This is a genomic window from Chitinophagales bacterium (genome assembly GCA_019694975.1).
Classification (GTDB): Bacteria; Bacteroidota; Bacteroidia; order Chitinophagales; family UBA10324; genus JACCZZ01.
In genome coordinates this window covers 20,461-43,883 of sequence record JAIBAY010000003.1, presented here as the reverse complement: position 1 = coordinate 43,883, position 23,423 = coordinate 20,461, and the positions used below count along the sequence as shown (strand labels likewise).

General features: G+C 44.3%; 16 protein-coding genes and 2 tRNA genes. 10 read left to right on the top strand and 8 right to left on the bottom strand.

The window, feature by feature from the left end; all coding sequences use genetic code 11:
* The first annotated feature begins 55 nt into the window (after nucleotides 1–55).
* Together K1X61_06625 and K1X61_06620 are read left to right on the top strand one after the other, a co-directional pair.
* Nucleotides 56–547, top strand: coding sequence for a PUR family DNA/RNA-binding protein (locus tag K1X61_06625; GenBank protein ID MBX7108307.1), 492 nt, complete (start codon nucleotides 56–58; stop codon nucleotides 545–547).
* 289 nt (nucleotides 548–836) lie between these two features.
* Nucleotides 837–2,948: an aryl-sulfate sulfotransferase gene (locus tag K1X61_06620; protein MBX7108306.1), complete on the top strand. Its 2,112-nt coding sequence runs from the start codon at nucleotides 837–839 to the stop codon at nucleotides 2,946–2,948.
* Nucleotides 2,949–2,965: 17 nt separating this feature from the next.
* On the opposite strand, the gene K1X61_06615 is transcribed toward K1X61_06620, so the two are convergent.
* The 4 genes from K1X61_06615 to K1X61_06600 all read right to left on the bottom strand — a co-directional run bounded on the left by K1X61_06615 (nucleotide 2,966) and on the right by K1X61_06600 (nucleotide 10,994).
* A complete protein-coding gene (locus K1X61_06615) occupies nucleotides 2,966–4,993 on the bottom strand; it encodes an SBBP repeat-containing protein (protein MBX7108305.1) in 2,028 nt (675 codons plus the stop codon).
* Nucleotides 4,994–5,605: 612 nt separating this feature from the next.
* Nucleotides 5,606–7,297: a DEAD/DEAH box helicase gene (locus tag K1X61_06610; GenBank protein ID MBX7108304.1), complete on the bottom strand. Its 1,692-nt coding sequence runs from the start codon at nucleotides 7,295–7,297 to the stop codon at nucleotides 5,606–5,608.
* 613 nt (nucleotides 7,298–7,910) lie between these two features.
* On the bottom strand, nucleotides 7,911–9,833 hold the full coding sequence (dnaK, locus tag K1X61_06605) for a molecular chaperone DnaK (protein MBX7108303.1): 1,923 nt from the start codon (nucleotides 9,831–9,833) through the stop codon (nucleotides 7,911–7,913).
* 132 nt (nucleotides 9,834–9,965) lie between these two features.
* The gene (locus K1X61_06600; GenBank protein MBX7108302.1) at nucleotides 9,966–10,994 is read right to left on the bottom strand and encodes a hypothetical protein; all 1,029 of its coding nucleotides are present in this window, start codon (nucleotides 10,992–10,994) and stop codon (nucleotides 9,966–9,968) included.
* Nucleotides 10,995–11,219: 225 nt separating this feature from the next.
* On the opposite strand from K1X61_06600, the gene K1X61_06595 reads away from it, so the two are divergent.
* Complete coding sequence (locus tag K1X61_06595) at nucleotides 11,220–12,761, top strand: GH3 auxin-responsive promoter family protein (GenBank protein MBX7108301.1); 1,542 nt, start codon at nucleotides 11,220–11,222, stop codon at nucleotides 12,759–12,761.
* Nucleotides 12,762–12,809: 48 nt separating this feature from the next.
* Here K1X61_06595 and K1X61_06590 read toward each other — a convergent pair whose 3' ends face one another.
* From K1X61_06590 to K1X61_06580, 3 genes are all read right to left on the bottom strand, one after another.
* Entirely contained in the window at nucleotides 12,810–13,853 is a 1,044-nt protein-coding gene (locus K1X61_06590; protein MBX7108300.1) for a 2-oxoacid:ferredoxin oxidoreductase subunit beta, read from the bottom strand.
* Nucleotides 13,854–13,904: 51 nt separating this feature from the next.
* A complete protein-coding gene (locus tag K1X61_06585; GenBank protein ID MBX7108299.1) occupies nucleotides 13,905–15,746 on the bottom strand; it encodes a 2-oxoacid:acceptor oxidoreductase subunit alpha in 1,842 nt (613 codons plus the stop codon).
* 265 nt (nucleotides 15,747–16,011) lie between these two features.
* Nucleotides 16,012–17,085, bottom strand: coding sequence for an endonuclease/exonuclease/phosphatase family protein (locus K1X61_06580; GenBank protein ID MBX7108298.1), 1,074 nt, complete (start codon nucleotides 17,083–17,085; stop codon nucleotides 16,012–16,014).
* A 214-nt stretch (nucleotides 17,086–17,299) separates the two neighbouring features.
* On the opposite strand from K1X61_06580, the gene K1X61_06575 reads away from it, so the two are divergent.
* The 5 genes from K1X61_06575 (at nucleotide 17,300) to K1X61_06555 (ending at nucleotide 20,955) form a co-directional block, all read left to right on the top strand.
* Nucleotides 17,300–17,373: transfer RNA gene (locus tag K1X61_06575), tRNA-Ile, on the top strand.
* A 91-nt stretch (nucleotides 17,374–17,464) separates the two neighbouring features.
* Nucleotides 17,465–17,538, top strand: a tRNA-Ala gene (locus tag K1X61_06570).
* Between the two features lie 226 nt (nucleotides 17,539–17,764).
* On the top strand, nucleotides 17,765–18,544 hold the full coding sequence (locus K1X61_06565) for a sugar nucleotide-binding protein (protein MBX7108297.1): 780 nt from the start codon (nucleotides 17,765–17,767) through the stop codon (nucleotides 18,542–18,544).
* A 120-nt stretch (nucleotides 18,545–18,664) separates the two neighbouring features.
* Complete coding sequence (locus tag K1X61_06560) at nucleotides 18,665–19,756, top strand: T9SS type A sorting domain-containing protein (protein MBX7108296.1); 1,092 nt, start codon at nucleotides 18,665–18,667, stop codon at nucleotides 19,754–19,756.
* 398 nt (nucleotides 19,757–20,154) lie between these two features.
* Nucleotides 20,155–20,955, top strand: a complete 801-nt coding sequence (locus K1X61_06555) for a class I SAM-dependent methyltransferase (protein MBX7108295.1) — start codon at nucleotides 20,155–20,157, stop codon at nucleotides 20,953–20,955.
* A 14-nt stretch (nucleotides 20,956–20,969) separates the two neighbouring features.
* On the opposite strand, the gene K1X61_06550 is transcribed toward K1X61_06555, so the two are convergent.
* Nucleotides 20,970–22,259 carry an aminopeptidase P family protein gene (locus K1X61_06550; GenBank protein MBX7108294.1) on the bottom strand — a complete coding sequence of 430 codons (1,290 nt, stop codon included), beginning with the start codon at nucleotides 22,257–22,259 and terminating at the stop codon, nucleotides 20,970–20,972.
* A 259-nt stretch (nucleotides 22,260–22,518) separates the two neighbouring features.
* On the opposite strand from K1X61_06550, the gene rpsL reads away from it, so the two are divergent.
* Together rpsL and rpsG are read left to right on the top strand one after the other, a co-directional pair.
* A complete protein-coding gene (gene rpsL / locus K1X61_06545) occupies nucleotides 22,519–22,908 on the top strand; it encodes a 30S ribosomal protein S12 (GenBank protein MBX7108293.1) in 390 nt (129 codons plus the stop codon).
* A gap of 31 nt (nucleotides 22,909–22,939) precedes the next feature.
* Nucleotides 22,940–23,407 carry a 30S ribosomal protein S7 gene (rpsG, locus tag K1X61_06540; protein MBX7108292.1) on the top strand — a complete coding sequence of 156 codons (468 nt, stop codon included), beginning with the start codon at nucleotides 22,940–22,942 and terminating at the stop codon, nucleotides 23,405–23,407.
* Nucleotides 23,408–23,423 lie beyond the last annotated feature (16 nt).

Sequence of the window (23,423 nt, the reverse complement as noted above, 5' to 3'; positions counted from 1 at the left end):
ATTTAGAAACGGAAAACAATATATTTGCGAAGATTAGAAACAAAACGTATATACTGTGGAGGAAAAAAAAGGGAATTTCAAATCGGATTCTGTTTACTCAAAAAAGCTGAGAGCCGGAAAAAGAAGGACCTATTTCTTTGATGTGAAATCAACGAAAGCGAATGACTATTTTCTGACTATTACTGAAAGTAAGAAGCGCCAGGATGATAGTTATGAGCGTTTTAAAATATTTCTCTACAAGGAGGATTTCAATAAGTTCCTGGAATCACTGACTGAAACCATCGACCATGTAAAAACTGAGTTGATGCCTCACTATGATTTCGACGAGTTTGCCAAGCGTCAGGCAGAGTATGAAAAAAACCGTGATGCCAACCGGTTAGACAATGAAGGTGAGGGTGAATACAGGGATATTACTCCGGTGGCTGCCGCTACAGCTAAGGACAGCGATGAACCTGCTGCAGAAATAATCCCGGAACCTCCTGCTTCTATGCAGCCACCTCCTGCTGCGTCAACTGAGCATGCAGATGAAGATGATCTCAAGTGGTAGATTTTCTCTTTCTTCAAAAATAGGACTCCCTTAACCGGGAGTTTTTTTTTGCCTTCCATGCTGCTTTTGTTTTGGTAAGATTTTCTGAGTAGCTAAACAACTGGTTTCATGGCATCTTAACTGACCGGTGCTGCAGCAATGTTTTAAGCAAACAATATCTCCAAAATATCAGGATACCGATGTGACAAGTCATAATCGCTTGTAGCATGCCTGTGGGCTATGCTGCTAGTCTTCAATTGGCTGCAATTGCTTTAATTTGTGACTTCAATGAAACCTTAAAAGCTCCTGCATGCAATTTGATACGTTTGTTTTTTCATCACTCATATTGATCAGCTTTGCAACAAATGCTGTCGCGCAGTTTCAGTATATATCACCGGTTCCGGGCAGCACATACCATAACCCGGAAACAAATATTATTTTAAAGAATGGAGAGTTGATTGAAAGGGAATCCTTACACCCTTCACTGCTGACAGTCACCGGTTCATTGAGCGGAGAGCATTCCTGCCGAATTATATTGTCATCAGACGGCAGAACCATACTGATCTATCCATTGGAAAAATTTGTGGAAGGAGAGAGGGTAGAAGTGCAGGTAGCTGATGGTTTTCGTAAACTTAATGGTTCGGTTATAACCGGAACAGATTTTCACTTTGATATTCATCCTTTTTATTCACCTGCAGACCGGGCAAGTATCCGGAGCGCCAGGGATTATGCCAGAAAGCTGGAATGGAATGATGCAGGCATTGATGGCAGTGTAATAAACGGGGGTGTAAGAGATTTGTGTTCGATGCCAGCTTATACCATTACTGCAACCGGAAATGAATTGAAACAAGATGTTTTTTATTACAACTTCCGTGGTGGTGACGGTTGCTTTGGCAAATCCATCATAAGCAATACAGGCGATTCGATATACAGCACTTTTGATGGTGAACGCGGAATTGGCTTTACCATTAATAAAAATGGTTATCTCACCTATTATGATTACGTTGACAGTTGTTTCGATATGATGGATTCATCCTACAATGTGGTGAAGCAATATTTCATGGGTAATGGCTATCGGGCCGATGAACATGAGTTCCAGGTTTATCCCGACGGAAAAAGCCTGTTGATGTGTTATGATACGCATCCGAATCTTGATCTGTCTTATTTAGGCGGTCTCGATACGGTGGATGTGATAGGATGTGTTGTTCAGCAACTGGATGCAGATCAGAATGTGATCTTTGAGTGGAGAACATGGGATCACATGGTGTATGCGGATGCAATCGCCTGGGCTTACGATGATATTGCACAGGGTAATCCTGTTTTTGACTGGATTCATGCCAATTCTATGGAACTGGATACTGATGGCAACCTGCTCTTATCATCGCGTCATTTATGCGAGATTACGAAGATTGATTTTTCAACCGGTGATATGATGTGGAGAATGGGTGGTGATAACAATCAGTTTACTTTTGTTAACGACCCTGATCCAAGTCATTTCAGCGGTCAGCATGATTTCAGGCGTTTACCCAACGGAAATTATACACTGTTCAACAATGGCAATAATGTTACGCCGAATGTGTCGAGTGCAAAGGAGTATCAGCTTGACCAGGTTAATAAAGTGGCGACCATGGTTTGGAAGTATAAACATCCGATGGTTGGTACGGCCAATGTTTTTGGTCCGGCAATGGGAAGCGTTCAGCGGTTATCAAATGGTAACACCTTTATTAACTGGGGATTGCTGTCATCCAATATTCCGCAGGTGCCGAGATTTTCGGAAGTAGATTCAGCCGGGAATATTGTATGGGAATTTAATTTTAACAGTGAATATTATATTGTTTACCGGGCGCATAAATTCGACTGGAACCGATGCGCACCAGTGGTTGATTCGATGATTCAGCTGGATTATATCAGTGCCGACTCTGCCGTGTTGACGTGGAATGCACCAAACTTCAATTCTTCGTACGTATTTCAATACAAGCTTGCATCATCAGCCAGCTGGATATCCATCCCTGTAGTAAGCAATAGTGTTTCACTCGCCAACCTGCAGCCCGATTCTACATACGCCTATAGAGTTCAATCTATCTGTACATCCGTTCAAGACTCATCCAATTATTCCGCGATTGATTCCTTCAACACGCTTGCAACCCATGTGGCCTTTGGATCCGGCCAGTTTAATACCGTTTCTATTTATCCTAATCCTGCAAACAGTACATTGAATGTTGAGTTTGGAATGCCGCAAGCTGATCAGGTAACGTTGTTGTTAAGCGATATGCTTGGTATGATGCGGCTAGTGGAAAAGGTCAGTGCTCAGCCCGGTATGAATCAGTTGCAATTTAATATTGAACGATTGCCGGCCGGTATCTACATGTTGAGCATCAGGAGTGCCTGTTTCACTTACAGGAAGCAAATGGAGATCAGGTAATCTGTTTGCCTGTTAAACTATTGCTTTAATAGTTTTACCTGCAGTGTCTTTTCAGGAAGGCAGACCTGCAGGATATAGATGCCATTCATAAGGCCGGTCAGGTCGATGGCAATTGAATTGAAGCCAGGCTGAAGCATAATTGATTTTGTGATTACGATTTTCCCAACCTGATTTACAACAGCCAGACGTGCCTCTGAGCCGCTTTCTGCAATGTATTCAACATTAAAAATATTTTGAGATGGATTGGGATATACTTTTACAACATCGTTGGTATTTCCGGTTTGGCTTCCGGCCGGATAATCAATTTCCCGGAAAGACGTGCAATGATAGTGAAATGCATTGCTGTCAATAAGCCTTGCCACAACACCATCAATGCCACCATGGTAACTTCCATATAGCTTATGTATTGAAGGTCCCAGCAACGGAGCAATATCAATACTTCGTGAATTGAATGCTATATATAGCTCTCCATATTTGGAAAGTGCAAAGGAAGGATTATAACTCAGTTGATTTTCTCCATTCACTTCATTGCCTGAACCGCCAATAAAAGTGGAAAAAACCAATGACTGGCCAACTGCCTTGTCCGTCAATTCTGCAATAAAAGCATCACCCACAGTTCCGGGGCAATAGCCGGCTCCGGGTTTACCATTGATGTATTTTAATAATGGATCCTTCAGCGGAAAGACCGTAAAGTTATCCGGATTCGGTACGGGGAGACAGGTTTCTTTCTGTGAGCTGTAAGTAATTCCTCCGACAATAACATGATTTTCGTTCGCACCTTTTCTCCAGGCAAGGCCAACTGTTTCTTCATCAGCATATCCACCCAGATAAGTTCCCCAGACAGGGTCGCCTCCTGCATTCGGAAGTTTGATTACAAATGCATCGAACTGACCATTGCGTATTGAATCGTAACCCTTCGCCCATGAGAGGCTGGTGCTGTTAGTTTGTCCGACAAGCAGGATATTTCCATTATTATCCACGTCCATATCCCGCGCACGTTCAATGCCGCCTCCACCGATATAGGTGGCCCAGGTCTTCGTAAATTTTCCGTCATTGTCAATGTCCTGCCATTTGCCGACAAACCCATCGAGGTCACCACCAAGTGTTATGTCGAATCCGGTTCCGGCTGCAATACCGTTTGAGCTTGGCGTTGTGCCATCTACAAATATATCAGGCATGGCAACACCGGGAGGCTGGTAGATGGTGATACCATGGCAACGGTCTTTGCCGCTTCCACCGATATAGGTGAAATATTCGAGCGAATGAAGATCGGCGGAAAAACCTGCGAGAAATCCATCGCCCGCGCCTTCAAAGGATGTATCGTCGGCGAACAGTGCATTTTTATGCAGATCAGGACTTTCAGTATAGCCAACCACAAATACTTCATGATTATTAACGGCGATTCCTAAAATCTGATCTACTTTCTCACCTGCAGCATCACTGCCTCCGAAATAAGTCCATCGCTGATATTCACCTTTCTGGTTATATTTTGCTATGAAGCCGTCCCATGTTCCGGCAGGCAACGAACGGAAGGGTATATTGCCATCATCACAAACAATGGCTTCGGGGCCCGTTCCACTCGTTTTCATCTCACCTGCCACATAAATAAATGTATTCCCGAAGTCGTCGTAGTCGAGGGCAATTGAATAAGCATAATCAGTCTTCTTCTTATTGCCAAGGTATCTTGACCATAACAACTCGCCGCAACGGTTGTATTTAGCCAACATCACATCGCCTTTACCATAACTGAGTAAATTTCCCTGGCAGGGCGCAGCCGAACCGGAAGCTGACCTTGTTCTTCCTACCACATATATGTTTTCTGGATTGCCGTTATCCACTTTAATATCATCGATCAGCTCGTCATCAGCAAAATTCCATCCTGTAGCATCATCGCTGAAATAAGCACCCCAATCCACGACATTGTATTGGGCAAGGCCTGGTAGGGTTGCAGCAATAATCAATAAAACGATCAAATAGTATTTGCACCATTTTCCAGTAAGGCTTGTAACCTCATTGATGAGCAGATGATTGAATTGGTGTTTCATATACTCCTATTTAGTGATTATCATAAATGCAACATCCCTCATTGCAATTGGAAGAGAACTAGTAGCATACGTAATTACTCACCATCAGGACTTTGTACAGACTAAGTTAAGTTAACTTTCCTGAAGCAACAGTAAATTTTTTGATAACGGTATCCTTGAGAAATTATTACGGTATTTTTAAATATATGGTGCGAAGCACGGAGATAAATTCAGTTGGTTTTTTGACTACACTGTCGTGCTGCCTTTGTAATGAAGGAGTGAATTTCATTTCAGATTTAATGAAGGGTGCAGATGGCAGGTTTAACAATACCCTTTTTTAAAGCATCCGGCACAACAGGCTTAATGTGTTCCTGAATCGAACAGACTTAATAATGGAAATATTTCTCGAAAGATTTTAAGAAGTCAAATCACTAAAAGAGTGGAAGGGCAGATTTTTATCTGCAGGCAAACTGTGCCACAGTGGCAGATCAATGCTGTTGTTGGTTTCAACTACTATAATTTTGGAAGCAGCATGCAGCATTAACTGCATGTTGCAAACATCGTAGTATGAAGGTATTTTATCGGGAGGAACACGTGGCAAGCTGCCTGTTGGGTTATTTTTTTAGCTGAAGCTTAATACCTGTTTCTTTCTTTTGGTTTATGGCCGGATGACCCTTTACGATGTGGTTTTTTTTCACGGCGTTCTTCGTTTTCATTCTGCACTTCCACTCTTATTCGCCTGCCACGGTAGGAAGCTCCCTTAAATGCATGCACTACGGCGTTCACGTATTGATCATCGAGATAGAAGAAGGAGTACGCACCCTTCAGCCGCAGGTTCATTATTTCCTTGCCTTTCAGCTGTGTAGCCTGCCTGATAATAGACAGCAGTTTCTCTTCCGTAAGTTCGTCCATTTTACCAAGGTTAATGAACATGCGTTGCCCGCTTTGGCCTGAACCTGCATAGTCAAAATTGCGGTCACGGTATGACGTTGGCCGCTCCTGTATATTCAGATCCCTGGCACCGCGGTAGTAATCGAGGAAGCGGTTGAATTCAATAGAAGCAAAGCGCTTGATTACTTCTTCTTTGCTCAGATCTTTAAATTCTTCCATGACGGATGGCATGAAAGGCGACATTTCCTTTTCATTGACCGTTACACCATGCACGCGTTTGATAAGAGAAAGTAATTGCTGTTCGCAGACCTGGAGTCCGGTAGGAACTTTTTTGCGTTCAAATTTTGACTGAATCTTTTTCTCCAGTTGCCGGATTTTAGAAATATCGCGGTCATCAATGAGCACCATGGAGATTCCGGTCTTACCTGCCCGCGCAGTTCTGCCACTCCGGTGCGTATAGGAATCCATATCATCCGGCAGATGCAGATTGATGATGTGAGACACATCATTTACATCAATGCCCCTTGCGGCGACATCAGTGGCAACAAGCAATTGTACAGTGCGGCTTTTGAAAGCGCGCATCACTTTATCACGTTGTGCCTGCTGCAAGTCACCATGCAATGAATCAGCATTGTAACCATCCTTGATGAGTGTCTCCGCGATCTGTTGTGTCTCTGCCTTGGTGCGGCAGAAGATAATGCCATAGATATCCGGTGTAAAGTCGACAATACGCTTAAGCGCGGCATATTTTTCGCGGCTATGTACGACGTAATACTGATGTTCAATGTTTTCGTTGGCTGTATTAGCGCTGCCGATCTGCACTTCGAAAGGATTGCGCATATACTTTTTCGAGATGCGCCGGATTTCAGGCGGCATGGTAGCCGAAAAGAGCCAGGTGATCTTTTCTTCGGGTGTGGCTTTCAGGATTTCATCGAGATCTTCCTGGAAGCCCATATTCAGCATTTCATCAGCTTCATCGAGTACCACGAAGCTGATCGTTTTCAGATTAACGGCATTACGACCAATGAGATCTATGAGCCGGCCCGGTGTAGCCACCACTATTTGCACACCATTGCGAATAGTGCGCATCTGCTCAACGATTCCGGCGCCGCCATAGACAGCCACAATTTTAATATCGGGGATGCGCCGAGCATAACTCTTGAGGTCGCTTGTTATCTGCATGCATAATTCGCGCGTTGGAGCTAGCACCAATGCCTGCGTATGCGCGAGATCGGGGTTGATTAATTGTATCAGCGGCAATCCAAAAGCAGCGGTTTTGCCTGTGCCAGTCTGGGCAAGGGCGATCATATCACGACTATTAATCAGCAGTACGGGAATAACTTTTTCCTGAATCGGCGTAGGGGTGATGAATCCCATGGTTTCTATTGCCTCAAGAATTGGTTGCGACAACCCGAGGTCTGAAAATGATTGCATGTAACAGTGATTAAAGTATAAAGGTGAGAAATTCTGATGGCAAGGTACAGCGGATTGGGGAGATTAATGAGTGAGCCGGAGATAATCTCAAAAGTGGTTTAGCATTGGGTTGAGCTGATTTGATTGCCCGGTTGCTTGTAAAGAAAGTACTTGAAACAAAAAGTGATGAAGGAGATTGCTGCAAGCGTTTGTTATGCTTAGCTGTAATAGCTAATCTCTATGATTGAAAACATGCAGTGGAATAGTTAAGCTATGTTAGTTTCAGCAAATAAAAGCTGTTGCAACAACTTGCTGCGGAAAATCTGACTTCATTATGATGCACATTTTTTCGTGCATGAGATTCACAATAGGCAATCCTAAAACTGCGCTGTAAAACTCCTGATCTTCTTTCATCATATAACGTACAATCATCTTCATCCTGATATTGCTGCGTAGTGAAAACACGGAACTGCGGGATTCATGAATGCTGAAGTCAAAAGGCATCATGTATAATTTTTTTGCGAATCATGGTCAGATTAATCCCATGTTATTTTAAAGTGTGTGTGGTATTTAACAAATAAAAAAGCCCTGTTCCGGATTGGGAACAGAGCTTTTCATAAATGACTACCGGCAATTATTTCTTCTCATCTTTCACTTCTTCATAAGGCACATCCTGTACTGTATCATCCTTTGCGCCGGATTCATTTCCGCCCTTGCCGGAAGTGTCTTCGGTAGGAGCTCCGGGTTGCTGTTGCTGTGCCTTGTACAGATCTTCAGACGCTGCCTGCCATGCTGTATTCAAATCATTCATGCTGGCATCGATTCCTGTAATGTCCTGTTGTTTGTGGGCGTCTTTCAGCCTGCCAAGAGCAGATTCAATTGCCACTTTTTTATCGGCGGGAATTTTTTCTCCGAATTCTTTCAATTGCTTTTCCGTCTGGAATATGAGTGAATCCGCGGAGTTGAGTTTATCCACTTTTTCCCGTGCTTCACGGTCTGCCGCTTCATTTGCCCGCGCATCATTCTTCATCTTCTCCACTTCTTCCTTGCTGAGACCGGTGGAAGCCTGGATCCTGATCGTTTGTTCCTTGCCGGTGCCCTTGTCTTTTGCGCTTACATTCAGAATTCCATTCGCGTCGATGTCGAAGGTTACTTCCACTTGTGGTACGCCACGGGGAGCCGGCGGAATACCATCGAGCATGAACCTTCCGATAGTGCGGTTATCGCGTGCCATCGACCTTTCACCCTGCATCACATGTATTTCAACGGAGGGCTGACTGTCAGCCGCAGTGGTAAATGTCTCCGATTTACGGGTAGGAATCGTGGTGTTGGATTCAATAAGTTTGGTCATTACACCACCCAGTGTTTCAATACCGAGTGACAACGGAGTTACATCGAGCAGCAGTACATCTTTAACATCACCTGCCAGCACACCGCCCTGAATAGAAGCACCAACAGCTACCACCTCATCAGGATTAACACCTTTGGAGGGTTTTTTGCCGAAAAATTTCTCCACCACTTCCTGAATCTTCGGAATACGGGTGGAACCACCAACCAAGATCACTTCATCAATCTGCGAAACGGAGACGCCGGCATCGGCCACCGCTTTACGGCATGGCTCAAGCGAACGCTCTACGAGGTGATCAACAAGCTGTTCAAACTTTGAACGCGAGAGTTTTTTCACCAGGTGTTTGGGAACACCATCAACTGCAGTGATATATGGTAAGTTGATTTCCGTTTCTACAGAAGAAGACAATTCAATCTTCGCTTTTTCAGCCGCTTCTTTCAACCGTTGCAATGCCATCGGGTCTTTTTTCAGATCGATGTTCGGTTCATCTTTTTTAAATTCTTCTGCCAGCCATCCGATGATCACCTGATCAAAGTCATCACCACCGAGATGTGTGTCACCGTTGGTGGATTTAACTTCAAAAACACCATCTCCTAAATCCAGTATAGAAATATCGAATGTGCCGCCGCCAAGATCATACACGGCAATCTTCATATCTTTATGCTTCTTGTCGAGGCCGTAGGCCAGTGCGGCTGCTGTAGGTTCATTGATGATACGCAGCACCTTCAGACCGGCAATTTCTCCGGCTTCCTTTGTCGCATGACGTTGTGAATCGTTAAAGTAGGCAGGCACCGTAATCACCGCTTCGGTGACTGGCTGACCGAGATAGTCTTCCGCCGTTTTTTTCATCTTCTGCAAGATCATTGCAGAAATTTCCTGCGGAGTATAGTTGCGATCATTTATCTTAACACGCACTGTATCATTTTCGCCTTTGACAACATCATAGGCAACATATTTCAGTTCTGCTGCTACCTCATCGTGCCTGCGGCCCATGAAACGCTTGATCGAAGCTATTGTATTCTTCGGGTTTGTGATTGCCTGTCGTTTTGCAGGAGCTCCCACTTTCCTCTCACCATTCTGAAGAAAGGCGACAACGGAAGGCGTTGTCCTGGCTCCCTCATCATTTGCAATTACAACCGGATCTGCACCTTCCATCACTGCTACGCAGGAATTGGTGGTGCCCAGGTCAATGCCAATTATTTTTCCCATGTTATTTATTTTTTAGAATTAGAACAGTCAGCCTTGTCAATAGTTATGCCACCGGATTGAATGCAAGAAATATTGGCACTATGCCATTATATAGTGGGGCTGGCAATCGTAATGGTGACAAAAAGACAGCAATCAGAAACAGAAGTCACCTTCTGTGTTTTCGAAACGGAGGTGTTTGGTGACCGTGCTGCACGCTAAAGTATCAATCGTATGATCATCTATCTGCACCTTATAAATAGTCTTGTAGAAGCGCGATGAAAAAAGGCCGAGTCCGTTTTCTATATTGGTATATTCAGGCTGAATATTGCCTGAAGTAAGTCCTTGTTGGGCTATGGCAACCTGGTTGTAGGTATCAAGGGTTTCGCCACCGGCAGAAAACATAAAGTCAAAATTTATCGCCTGCCGGTAAATGGTTGCATCATCTTTAAGCTGAGAATTGACGAAAGCATAAAATCCATCACCCGGAATATCATAATCCATGGTTTGACCACCACCTGTATTATTTGAACGTTTAGTGGAGAAGATTTCCCAATCAATATATTTATCTTCAAAAAATGACGGGTCAGCTACATTCACTTCCCTGTAGTTAAAACGGACGGTAAGTCCGTATATCTTTCCGTCTTTGGCGGAAACAAACTGTCCGTTGTAATTATCACCGGGGAAGAAATTTACCTTTTGGGTGGGCGTGGGGCGAAGTATGGCAAAATCATTGATGATTTCGGTTTCGGAACTGATCACTTTTCCGTTGTCGGATTCTGTAATCAATAAATGGTAACTGCTGTTTTGATCGAGCAACTCTTTGGTTTTATAAAGGAAATTAGGTGCTGCCGCAAAAATGCCGGTGTCCTTCACATATCCTTCAAGATTGCCGTCGACCTTTTCGAGCCCGATGGTCTTTTTCAAAACACCATTCTGAAATTGTTGCAACTCAACAGTGATATTTTGATAGTAAAGCGAATCCGGAATTTGTGCTATTTCCAATGCACTTGTTGATTTATCAAGAAATGCTTTGTTGACTTTTATATACTGAGCTGTATCCGTTGGATCAAGCAGGCCATATACAATAGCAATATCTTCCCAGTCAGAGGTTACATCAAAATCGGTTTTGCAGGAGAACAGGAGAGTGGATAGCAGTATGGCAACGATAAGGGAGTGCTTCATGGCCGCAAAAATATGAATAACTTCTGATTGTTGATTTCACAGGGCGTTGCCGGAAATCAATCATCGAGCACTGCAGCAGCTATTCATTGCATGCCGATTTTTTTGCCGGCACTTGCCGGTCAGTTTATTTTTTGTTGAGAGGAATCAATTCACATAGTATCTTTAGAGGGTTTGATGTTTGCTTAAGATCCGGATCTCCGCAACGATTTAAAATAAAGTACACCTATGCCACTTATCGGCCCGCTCATTGACCGCACCATTGCACTGAACGAACGGTTAAAGGAACAGCGTGATCGTCTGCTGCCTGTAAGCATTTTAAAACAACAGGAGCGTCAGCTGAAGCGATTGTTGCGAAAAGCAGCATTCACAGAATTTGGCAAGCATTTCAGGTTTTATAACATTTTGATGAAGCAGGATGTATTGAATGCCTACCGCGAAGCGGTACCGGTGTATCACTACAATTCCATTCTTGAAAACTGGTGGCAGCGCACACTCAATGGCGAAGACAATATCTGCTGGCCGGGCCGTACAAAATATTTTGCACTGAGCAGTGGCACTTCAGAGTCGGGAAGCAAGCGTATTCCGTTAACAATCGATATGATCAGGGCAATCAAGCGGGCTTCAGTAAAGCAAATACTTTCGGGAAGGCATTTTGGTTTTCCCCCCGAAATATTTGAAAAGCGTATCCTCATGCTGGGAGGCAGTACTGATCTCAATAAAAGGGGAAAATACTTTGAAGGAGATTTAAGCGGTATCAGCGCGAAAAAAATTCCATTCTGGTTCCAGGTATTTTATAAACCCGGCAAAAAAATAGCACAGGAAAAAGACTGGGACAGGAAGCTGAATGAAATTGCCCGTAAAGCGCCCGGCTGGGATATCTCTATCATCGTTGGCGTACCGGCCTGGATACAAATAATGCTGGAACGCATCATTGAATACAACGATCTCGAAAATATTCATGATATATGGCCTAACCTGATGTGTTATGTGCACAGCGGCGTTTCCTTCGAACCTTACCGGCAGGGGTTTAAAAAATTGTTTGGAAAGAAAGTAATAGATATTGACACCTACCTGGCATCAGAAGGATTCATAGCCTTTGCCGATCATGCGCATGCTGATGGAATGAAGATGCTGCTCACCAATGGTATTTACTATGAATTTATTCCCTTTAATGATGAGCATTTTGATGAGAATGGTGATCTAAGGGAAGGAACCAGGGCCCTGCATATAGGAGAAGTGGAAGCGCACAGTCCCTATGCGTTGCTGCTCACCACCTGTGCCGGAGCGTGGCGATACTTGATTGGTGATGTGATTGAATTTACGGATGTTGCCAGGGCGGAGATTATTATCGTAGGAAGAACGAAGCATTACCTCAGTCTTACGGGCGAGCATCTTTCTGTTGACAATATGAACCGTGCGATAGAGCTGGTAAATGAAGAACTGAATATCAATATACGTGAATTTACGGTGGCCGGCATTCCGCACGATGGCTTGTTTGCCCATCAATGGTATATCGGATGCGATGATCCTTTGGACGCGCAAGCGTTGCGTAATAAAATTGACGATCAGCTCCGGGTGTTGAACGATGATTATGCTACGGAACGTGCATCGGCATTAAAGGATGTATTTGTGCAGGTAATGCCGGCAGCAGTATTTATGGACTGGATGAGGAAACAGGGTAAACTGGGCGGACAGCATAAGTTTCCGCGCGTGCTGAAGAAAAAACAACTGGTTGACTGGCTGAATTACCTGGAACAGCGTAAATAAAAACCGCTTAACTGCTCATAAATTCGGCGCTGAGAGAGACAAACGAATTTAGACCACCGTCCATGTTTCTTTGCCGCGCAACAATTTGTCAAGGTCACCTGTGCCCATCTTTGCCAATGCAGCTTCAACCTGACCATTCATCACATCTTCATAGGTATCACGGTCTTTGACATAAAAGACGCCGAACGGTTTTGGAAAATGATGCTCGCTGTCATTCATTTCATAGAGGCGCGAAAGTATCATCGCCTTATTAATGTCTTTCGGCTGATGCACCATCAGGTCATCTTTCGAAAATCCGTCATTCAGATTCACTACCTGCGGTGTAAAGCCATCCAGCCTGATTCCCATTTCATCGTTATTCCCGAATATCAGCGGTTGACCTTCTACCATAAAAAGGTCATTCATTTTCTTCGTCCCTTTTTCCGTAAATAGTTCAAAAGCCTGATCGTTGTAGATGTTGCAGTTCTGGTAGATTTCAAGAAACGAAGCGCCTTTATGTTTCCATGTCTGGAGCAACATCTGTTGCAGATGGGCAGGGTCGCGATCCATGGAGCGTGCTACAAATGTGGCATCAGAACCAAGTGCCAATGCTATCGGATTAAACGGATGATCTACTGAGCCATAGGGCGTTGACTTGGTGATTTTGTTCACTTCCGAAGTGGGTGAATATTGTCCCTTCGTCAATCCGTATATCTGGTTGTTGAACATAAGTACGTTCACATCAAAGTTGCGCCGCATGAGGTGGATGAAATGATTACCGCCGATAGATAAAGCATCACCGTCGCCCGTAACGATCCACACACTCAGTTCCGGCCGCGTAGCCTTCAGGCCTGATGCTACTGCAGTTGCTCGTCCATGAATTGAATGCATGCCAAATGTGTCGGTGTAATACGGAAACCTGGAAGAACATCCGATGCCGCTGATGAAAACGAGGTCTTCTTTTTTTAATCCCAGTTGCGGTAGTATGGTATGCACCTGCTTCAGGATGGAATAATCACCGCAGCCGGGACACCAGCGTACATCCTGATCTGTTTGAAAATCTTTCGCGGTAAGTTTTACCACCGGTTCAGTTACTGTTGACGAGTCGATCATAATTTCAGTTATATTTTAGGTGTTGCAGTATGGTTGCTGCTTATGGAAGTCTTAGGCAAGTAATGATTTAATGCTGTTTACCAGTTCTGCTTTCATAATGGGTAATCCCTGAATCTTGTTAAATGGAATGGCCGGTATCATAAATTTATCGCGTATTACTTTCACTAACTGTCCATTATTAATTTCCGGTACTAAAACCTTGTCATAATTATGAAGCAACTCCCCTAAATTTTTCGGGAAAGGCTTCAGATAACGCAAATGAGCATGGGCAACTTTGTAACCCTCGTCCTGCAGTTCTTTAACGGAAGCTTTTATTGATCCGTAAGTTCCACCCCATCCCAACACAAGCAATTCACCTTTTTCAGGGCCGCTGTCCAGGGATTGTAATGGAATATAGTCAGCCACGAGCTCAACTTTTTCTTCCCTTAATTTCACCATGAATTCATGATTTTCCGGTTCATACGAGATGTTGCCGGTGATATTTTGTTTCTCAAGACCGCCAATCCGGTGCTCCAGTCCCCTTGTGCCGGGTATGGCCCAGGGCCTGGCAAGTTTTTCATCACGCGCATACGGCATAAATTTTTCGCCGTTCTCCATGGGCTTCGCAAAGGATGTCTTGATTTCCCTGAGATCATTGCCTGAAGGGAATCTCCATGGTTCTGCACCATTGGCAATATAGCCGTCACTCAGCAAAATAACCGGTGTCATATGCTGAATGGCAATGCGTGCGGCTTCCAGCACCGTGTCAAAACAATCTGCAGGAGATCTCGCTGCGAGTACCGGCATCGGGCATTCGCCGTTTCTTCCGTAAAGTGCATGCAGCAGGTCAGCCTGTTCTGTTTTGGTAGGTAATCCGGTAGACGGGCCGCCTCTTTGTATGTCGCAAATGACCAAAGGAATCTCCAGCATCACAGCTAATCCCATGGCTTCCAGCTTAAGCGCCATGCCAGGGCCGGAAGTGGTGGTAACACCCAGCGAGCCTCCAAAGGAGGCGCCAATGGCCGAACAGATGGCAGCGATTTCGTCTTCCGCCTGGTAGGTGCGGATGCCGAAATTTTTGAATTTCGCCAGTTCATGCAGGATGTCAGAGGCCGGTGTGATTGGATATGCACCCAGGAAAAGCGGTAACCCTGACTTTTGCGATGCGGCAACCAATCCAAGACTGAGTGCCTGATTGCCCATGATGTTGCGGTAAGTGCCCGGTTCCATTTTGGCCTTCTCCACATGGTATCTTGTGGTAAAAGTTTCCGTAGTGTCGCCGTAGTGATAACCTGCCTTCAGGGCACGGAGATTCGCTTCCTTCACATCGTCCTGCTTCGCAAATTTCTTGGTAATAAAATTAATGGTGTTTTCCATCGGGCGGTCAAACATCCAATAGAGAAAGCCGAGTACAAACATATTCTTGCAACGGTCCTTTTCCTTTACACCCAGCTGAATATCTTCCGTGGCTTCACGGGTCATACGCGTAACGTCCACTTTAATGAGGTTATATCCATCCAGAGTGCCGTCATCCAGTGGGTTTTTATCGTATCCGGAAAGCTTGAGATTCTTTAAGTCAAACCCGGAAGTATTGGCTATAATGATTCCTCCCTTCTTCAGATTGAAGAGGTTTACCTTCAGTGCAGCGGAATTCATCGCCACCAGTACATCGCATTTATCACCCGGTGTATAGATTTCCTTGCTGCCAAAGTTGAGCTGATAACCTGAAACGCCGGCTACAGTCCCGATTGGTGCCCGAATTTCAGCGGGAAAATCAGGGAAAGTGCCGAGATCATTGCCAAAGAGTGCGGCGGTATTGGTAAACTGTCCTCCGGTAAGCTGCATCCCATCACCCGAATCGCCGGCAAATTTGATGACTACTTCTTCTAATACTTCGAAATTTTTAGTACTCATATAAACTGCTGTAATTTTATTTATTGAAAAATATCCGACGCAAAAACACGCTGCTGGTATTGCAGAAACGCCAATTTCAAGCTAAAAGTCAACCGCTGCAATATATGCATTGTAGCCATTGCGGCAAATGATGAAAGTCGTATTGTTTTTAACATTGTTTGCAGGAGTTCCAATGTTCCATTATCACACATCGCAATAACAGGAACGGTGAACTTACTCACGTAACAGGCAGCAAAATTACAACATCAGCATAAAGGATCCGCACTCATAATTTAAGCTTTACATACACCGGCAAGTGGTCGCTGAAACCAATCGGCTTCCCCTCTTCGAATGTTCTGTAGGGAATCATTTGCTGATAGGCAGGTTCTTCAATCAACAGCCAGTCCGGTTTAAAAATGTAGATATCGCGAAAGCTCTTTTGTTCATCAAGTTGATCTTTGACGAGAGCATTGGAAAGAATGATCTGAATAAACCTACTCCAGTCACCTCTGTAAAACTCCGAACCTTCTCCTGCTTTCCAGTCGAAATTATTGGCCGGATCATACAATGAATTGCCGATTGATAAATCAGGCGCTTTCGAGGCACGCAGCGTCTGCGAAATGGAGGCATCGCTTGGATTATCATTGAAATCACCCATCAGCACCAGCTTTGCGTTCGGAACCTTCTGCAGAATGGAATCTGCCGCTTTCCGCAATACCGTGGCAGCCAGCTCACGCCGTGGCTGTGATTCGGCAGTGCCGCCGCGGCGGGAAGGCCAGTGATTAAGGAACAGGTACAAAGTATCTTTTGATGGAGTGACTCCGGTAACCAGCAGGATATCCCTTGTCGGGTGTGCGTCAAACTTGCTGATATCTACTTTGATGGCATGGCTGCCGATCACCCTGAATGACTTTTTTTTGTAAATCATTGCAACATCAATTCCCCGCATATCAGGGGATTCATGGTGAACGATCCCGTAATCCATTTTCTTCAGTGCAGGGTGGTTCAGCAAATCAGTAATGACGTCCTTGTTTTCCACTTCCGAAAAGCCGACGATATCTGCGCCCTTGCCATCATTCATCGCAGCAAGCACACGGGCAATGTTATCACTCTTCGCCCTGTATTTGTCATCGGTCCACTTGTATTTACCGCCGGGCAGAAACTCTGCATCATCCGTGGCAGGATCGTCCTTCGTGTCAAACAGGTTTTCGACATTGTAAAATGCAATCATGAAACTGGTCGCGCCCGTTTCCAGCCGGTGCTTTTCATACGGTATTTTGGAACCTTGTATGGAGTTGACGCTGGTACAAAACAATAATAGGACGGCCGGGAAAAAAGTAAGCAGGTAACGTATTCGCATAATATTTTTTGAGAGGGCAAAAATAAAAGTATAATCAGGTTATCGGCAGATTCTTTTTCAGGGTGTTTCCTGTGCTGCCTGCATTTATTGGGATAAATTCTTGCGTGGCATTTTACTATTGAATAAAAATTTTACTTTTGCGCTCCCGTGTCATCAGGGATGGATGGCTGAATGCTTTACGTATAAAGGCCGTCTGCAATTGCCAAACAGACACAGGCTCGTAGCTCAGTTGGTTAGAGCGCTACACTGATAATGTAGAGGTCGGCAGTTCAACTCTGCCCGGGCCTACTTCAATTGCAGTAGTCCCGGACAACTGGGGCGAATTTATTTTGAATGGATTTCCCGTACACTTTTTCTCAAAAGCTGGCGGACAAAAAACGGGGGTGTAGCTCAGCTGGCTAGAGCGCCTGCCTTGCAAGCAGGAGGTCATCGGTTCGATTCCGTTCACCTCCACCCAAAACCACTTCAGCAATGAGGTGGTTTTTTTTTGCGATGATGGATAGAGCATCCCGACTGAAGTCGGGAGGGTTATTGGTTCGATTCCGTTTACTTCCTCCGACAAAACCACTTCGGATCAGGGTGGTTTTTTTTGCCGGCATGAGTTCTGCTCAGCCCTTAGTATTTTAGATGCAGGAGCCACTGATACAATTCCATCTTTCAACTTCAACAGAGTATAAATATGAAAGCATTAGTTACCGGTGTTCATGGCACCATAGGGTCGGTGTTGTGCAGCCTCCTGAAACAAAGAGGTATTGACGTGGTCGGATGGAACAGGCAATTGATTCCAACGGATGATTACAGGCGCATGGAGAACTTCATGCTGGAAGTTCATCCTGATGTGTTATTCCATCTTGCTTATACTTCACAACATCACAACAGCCCTGAGTCGTGGAAGGTCAATGTCGCATGGCCCGGTGAACTTGCGTGGATTACCAGTAGACTGAAGGTGAAGTTTGTATTCACCAGCACCAACCTCGTTTTTTCAAACAGGCAACCCGCACCATTTGACACCGCTTCTAAACCGGATGCAGCATCAGGTTATGGTTATGAAAAGCGTATGGCGGAAGAACGGGTACGTGCACAAAATCCGGATGCACTGATTGCCCGTTTGGGTTGGCAGATTGGCTATGCAGCCGGAACTAATAACATGATAGATTATCTGCAAAGGCAGATGGATGAAAGCGGTATCATACGTGCCAATGTAAACTGGAAACCGGCCTGCTCTTTTCTACAGGATACATGTAATCAATTGATTCACCTGACTGCTGATTACCCACCCTCATTGTATCATTTGGATGCCAACGTACGTTGGAATTTTTATGAAATTGCAACAGCCCTGAATAAACTTCATGGCAATCCATGGAAAGTTGAAACTGTGTCCGGAGCGATAATGGATTACCGGATGACAGATACCAGGTTGCAGCTTCCCGCTCTAATAAATTACCTTGATTTACCTTGATTTTTGTTGTCAATTAGTGTAATTGGGTGCAGATGATCGATACTTAAATATTCGTTTATTATTTAGAATATATTATGATATATTTGGTTAATTATCTCAAGTAACCTAAAACCTATCACTATGAAGAAAATCACAACACTTTGCTTAGTGTTCACTTGCATCTTCTATTCCGGGCTTGCACAAAGTGGCCCCGGAGGTATTGGTGATGTTTCTGGTAATTCCATTTTACAACTCTGGCTCCGTGGCGATGCAGGAATAGTTGTTAATACAAATTCTCCGCAACGGGTAAAAGAATGGCAGGATCAATCCGGAGCAAATAACCATGTATCTTCTACCGGAGGATCAAAGCCATTCTATGTGGAACCACCTGCTGTACCGGGTGTAAAATTTAACGGCAGACAATATTTACAGGCACCGGCAAGTTCAAGTTTCTACCCGACAACTGCTACTATTTTTATTGTTAAGAAAAAGGAGTTTACGGGCACTGCTATCTCTTTATCCCCCAACGGTTACTCCCAGGAATTCCTGATACTAAATGAAAGAATTTATCACCATCACTCCTCCGGTAATTATGCTGCGCAGTCTTCTCCTTGCCTGAGCTCAATGCCCGATAATGAGATTTGTATTGTAGAAGGCATGTGGGGAGCGGGCGCAACCGACATTACCTATTATACAAATGGATTGCTGTCAACAGAACCGAAAGATCAGCAAGGCGTTCAGGTTTCACTATCGCCTGTTAACCGGAAAATTACAATTGGTCAAAGAGATGTATTCACCCCATCCGAATATCTGACAGGTACCATCTTTGAAGTGATTGGCTATAATGTTAAGTTGACAAATGAACAAAGAATTGCGGTGGAGAATTACCTCGCATGCAAATACGGTATTACAAATGATGTCTGTGGTGCACTAGGCAGTTGCGACGGGAAAAGCATGGAGCTGTCCACTTTCAAAACTGAAGATGAACTCAACATTTATCCAAATCCTGTGACGACTCAATTGTATATTGATTTTGGAAAAAGCTTCATGGGAAATAATGTAAATGTCAGCGTGGTAAACCTGCTGGGTCAAACCGTGATGTCAAAGCAAATTAGCCTTGATTCCTACGAGGGATCCATACCCTTGACCGTTGATCAGCTGGCACCGGGGAATTACCTGCTTATTGCAGAACAAGGTCAGCGCATCGTTTCTGAAAAGTTTGTGATACAATAGGTAGGTAATAGATCATCTGCTTGCTCACAAATTTTTGCTCCCGGAGCGTAGTCGAAGGGCGCAACAATTTATTTCGCACTTCTCGAAATCCGGCGCTTCGACTCGCTCAGCTACCGGATTTTTTTACCTTGAACGAAGCCGAAGAGTAAGCCGAATAGCATTAGCTTACTTATCCTTTTCAAACATGCCTTCACTGCTGTTGTGGGCGTACAACGAATTTGTTTTGTTAAAAGGCACGACAACATGTAAATGAAGCCATTAACGAGATGATAAGGTCAAGCATTATCTGTAAATACTATGCCGGAACAATATCAATTGATGCTTCCTGCATTTCATACAATTGGAATAAAATTCCCTAACCTTGCGTTCGTGATTCAGGATCAATAATAGCGTGTTGCATGTTCGAATTTCATAAGGATAAGGAAACCTATTTCAACTATCAGAAGGAGAATGCTGCGAAGTGGGTCATCCCTTTTGTCGAAAAAGGAATGCCTGTAAATGCCGGCATGAATGTATTGGAAATCGGTTGTGCAGAAGGAGGGGTGCTGAAAGCATTTTTAGAGAGGGGATGCACCGGAGTAGGAGTTGAACTGAGTCCTTCAAGAGCGGAACTGGCAAGCAATTTTTTGAAGCAGGAAATAGCGGAACAGTGTGTTTCTATCATCGCAAAAGATATATACGATCCTTCCTTTTCCAGTGAATTCAAAAATGCATTCGACCTTATTATTCTTAAAGATGTTATTGAACACATCCATGATCAGCAAAAGCTGATGGATCAGTTAAAGTTGTACCTGAAACCGGAAGGGAAAATCTTCTTCGGATTTCCGCCATGGTACATGCCATTTGGCGGCCATCAGCAGGTCTGCAAAAACAGATGGCTGTCTAAACTTCCCTATTATCACCTCTTGCCAATGCCGCTATTTAGAATGGTACTGAAGTGGGGAGGTGAATCGCAACAGTCTGTTGAAGACCTTGCCGAAATAAAAGAGACCGGAATTTCAATCGAACGTTTCGAAAAGATATTGAAGCGCCTCGGCTACATCATTGATCAACGGGTTTATTACCTCATCAATCCAATTTACGAATACAAGTTTGGATGGAAGACCAGAGAGCAAAACAAACTGGTAGCTGCCGTTCCCTGGGTGAGAGATCTTTTTACAACGGCCATGTATTATCTCGTCAGCCTTAAGAACAAGTGATAGATCAAAGCAATTTACTTTCTCATCATAGCTTCAATATCTTTTACTTCTGAAGGAATCATATCCATCAGGTCCACAGGGGCACCATTCGTTACCAGGATGTCATTCTCTATCCTGATACCGATGTTTTCTTCCGGAATATAGATGCCGGGCTCGCAGGTGAATACCATACCGGGTTGTATAGGATCAAACCGTGTTCCGAGGTCATGCACATCAATGCCAAGATGATGCGAAGTGCCATGCATGAAGTATTTTTTATACAATGGTTTTTCAGGATCCTGTTTTTTAACAGCAGCTTTCTTCAGTAATCCAAGTCCGATTAATTCTTCTTCCATCATCTGGCCCACAATCTTATGATATTCATTAATGATAGTGCCTGGAATGAGGAGGTTAATGGCCTGCTTTTGTACCCGCAGCACAGCCTGGTAAACTTCTTTCTGACGTGGCGAAAAGCGGCCGTTCACCGGTATGGTGCGGGTGAGATCGGCGGCATAATTTCCGTAGTCGGCACCAAAATCAAGCAATAGCAGGTCGCCGCGCTTGCAAGGCTGATTGTTATCCGTATAATGCAGCACACAGGCATTCTTTCCGCTTGCAATAATGGGTGTATAGGCATGCCCGCCGGAGCGGTTTCGTAGAAATTCATGGGTAATTTCAGCTTCTATCTCATACTCCATCACCCCCGGCTTAGTATATTTTAATACTCTTTCAAAAGCGATGGCCGTTATGCGTATAGCTTCCTGAATGATGTTGACTTCTGTTCTTGATTTTATCTGCCTTAGTTGTAGCATGACCGGCGCGCTGCGGCGGTACTGATGCGCGGGATACTGCCGCATCAGTGCATGTGCCCGTCGTAGATTTTTGTCTTCAACCTGGGGTTGTGCACGATAATTTTCATTCGTATCAACATACACAAATTCCGCAAAGGTCATGAGCATGTGCTGTATGGAGGGCAGTTCATCAATCCAAAGGATGGTTTTTATGCCTGATGCAAATTGCGCTTCTGCAATGGTATATTTATGGCCTTCCCAAACGGCTATCATTTCATTCGTTCTCCGTAGAAATAAAACCTCTTTGTACTCTGGCAGAGGACAGTCAGGATAGATGATGAGCAGCGTTTCTTCCTGGTCAATACCGGTCAGGTAGAAGAGGTCTGCCTGTTGCCGGAACTGAAAATTCATGTCGCCGCTGCGGGGCATTTCATCATTCGAATGGAAGAAGGCGATGGAATTAGGGGGTAACTGCGCAGCAAACCGCTTCCGGTTTTCAATATATAACTGCTGATCCATCGGAAGGTATTTCATATTAATTGGGTTTATGGGAAATTTTTTTGAAGATCCAAACCTACAAGTTTACCAAAGAAAACAAAAAAGGAGCAGGTAGTCAAGTAATCAGGTAATCAAGGAGGTCTTTACCGGAAGCTAAAATTATTACTATCAGTCGCTTTGCCTCAGCCGCTTTTTAAGCCATGACAATGCACTTCTACAAACTTTCTACGGCTATTGCATATCCCGCAAATTCAACTTACTTTTGCACCCTCTAAAATTTTAGCTGTAAATCAGAATGCCTACCATTCAACAACTTGTACGTAAAGGAAGAACGATCATCCGCTCCAAGAGTAAGTCAAGAGCCCTGAACAGTTCACCGCAAAAGAGAGGAGTTTGCACCCGTGTTTATACGACCACTCCAAAGAAACCGAATTCTGCACTCAGAAAGGTTGCAAAAGTCCGGCTAACCAATGGCATTGAAGTGATCTCCTATATTCCGGGTGAAGGACATAACCTGCAGGAACACTCAATCGTATTGATTCGCGGCGGCCGTGTTAAAGATTTGCCGGGTGTGCGTTATCATATTGTTCGAGGTGCATTAGACACCGCAGGTGTAAATGACCGGAAGAAGAGCCGCAGCAAGTACGGAACTAAAAGACCAAAAGCAGGAGCAGCTAAAAAATAATTCCTAAAACAGCAGTTTTCTATTTAATAACATGAGAAAGTCCAGAGCAAAAAAACGCCCGATTCTACCGGATCCGAAGTTTAATGATGAAATGGTAACCCGTTTTGTAAATACACTGCTGAAGCAGGGAAAAAAGACGACTGCCTTTCAAATCTTTTATGACACTATTGATAAGATAGCTGATACCACTAAGGAAGAGGGATTTCCAATCTGGAAAAAAGCTGTGGAAAATCTGATGCCTGCTGTTGAAGTGCGCAGTCGCCGTATCGGTGGTGCTACGTTTCAGATTCCGGCAGAAGTTCGTCCTACCCGTAAAACGGCTCTGGCTATGAAATGGCTGATCAATTATGCAGCCGCCCGCAGTGGCCGGTCAATGGCCGACAAGTTAGCTGCCGAATCCATTGCAGCAGCCAAGGGAGAGGGGGCAGCCTTCAAGAAGAAGGAAGATACCCACAAAATGGCAGAAGCCAATAAGGCTTTTGCTCACTTCAGGATTTAATCATCTCAGCTTTTTA

Bases quoted from the DNA above. Each gene is read 5' to 3' on its own strand.
- K1X61_06595 (MBX7108301.1), top strand. From the start codon at position 11,220: ATGCCACTTATCGGCCCGCTCATTGACCGCACCATTGCACTGAACGAA.
- rpsL (MBX7108293.1), top strand. From the start codon at position 22,519: ATGCCTACCATTCAACAACTTGTACGTAAAGGAAGAACGATCATCCGC.
- rpsG (MBX7108292.1), top strand. From the start codon at position 22,940: ATGAGAAAGTCCAGAGCAAAAAAACGCCCGATTCTACCGGATCCGAAG.
- K1X61_06610 (MBX7108304.1), bottom strand. From the start codon at position 7,297: ATGCAATCATTTTCAGACCTCGGGTTGTCGCAACCAATTCTTGAGGCA.
- K1X61_06620 (MBX7108306.1), top strand. From the start codon at position 837: ATGCAATTTGATACGTTTGTTTTTTCATCACTCATATTGATCAGCTTT.
- K1X61_06585 (MBX7108299.1), bottom strand. From the start codon at position 15,746: ATGAGTACTAAAAATTTCGAAGTATTAGAAGAAGTAGTCATCAAATTT.
- K1X61_06615 (MBX7108305.1), bottom strand. From the start codon at position 4,993: ATGAAACACCAATTCAATCATCTGCTCATCAATGAGGTTACAAGCCTT.
- K1X61_06550 (MBX7108294.1), bottom strand. From the start codon at position 22,259: ATGAAATACCTTCCGATGGATCAGCAGTTATATATTGAAAACCGGAAG.
- K1X61_06565 (MBX7108297.1), top strand. From the start codon at position 17,765: ATGAAAGCATTAGTTACCGGTGTTCATGGCACCATAGGGTCGGTGTTG.
- dnaK (MBX7108303.1), bottom strand. From the start codon at position 9,833: ATGGGAAAAATAATTGGCATTGACCTGGGCACCACCAATTCCTGCGTA.
- K1X61_06590 (MBX7108300.1), bottom strand. From the start codon at position 13,853: ATGATCGACTCGTCAACAGTAACTGAACCGGTGGTAAAACTTACCGCG.
- K1X61_06580 (MBX7108298.1), bottom strand. From the start codon at position 17,085: ATGCGAATACGTTACCTGCTTACTTTTTTCCCGGCCGTCCTATTATTG.
- K1X61_06555 (MBX7108295.1), top strand. From the start codon at position 20,155: ATGTTCGAATTTCATAAGGATAAGGAAACCTATTTCAACTATCAGAAG.
- K1X61_06560 (MBX7108296.1), top strand. From the start codon at position 18,665: ATGAAGAAAATCACAACACTTTGCTTAGTGTTCACTTGCATCTTCTAT.
- K1X61_06600 (MBX7108302.1), bottom strand. From the start codon at position 10,994: ATGAAGCACTCCCTTATCGTTGCCATACTGCTATCCACTCTCCTGTTC.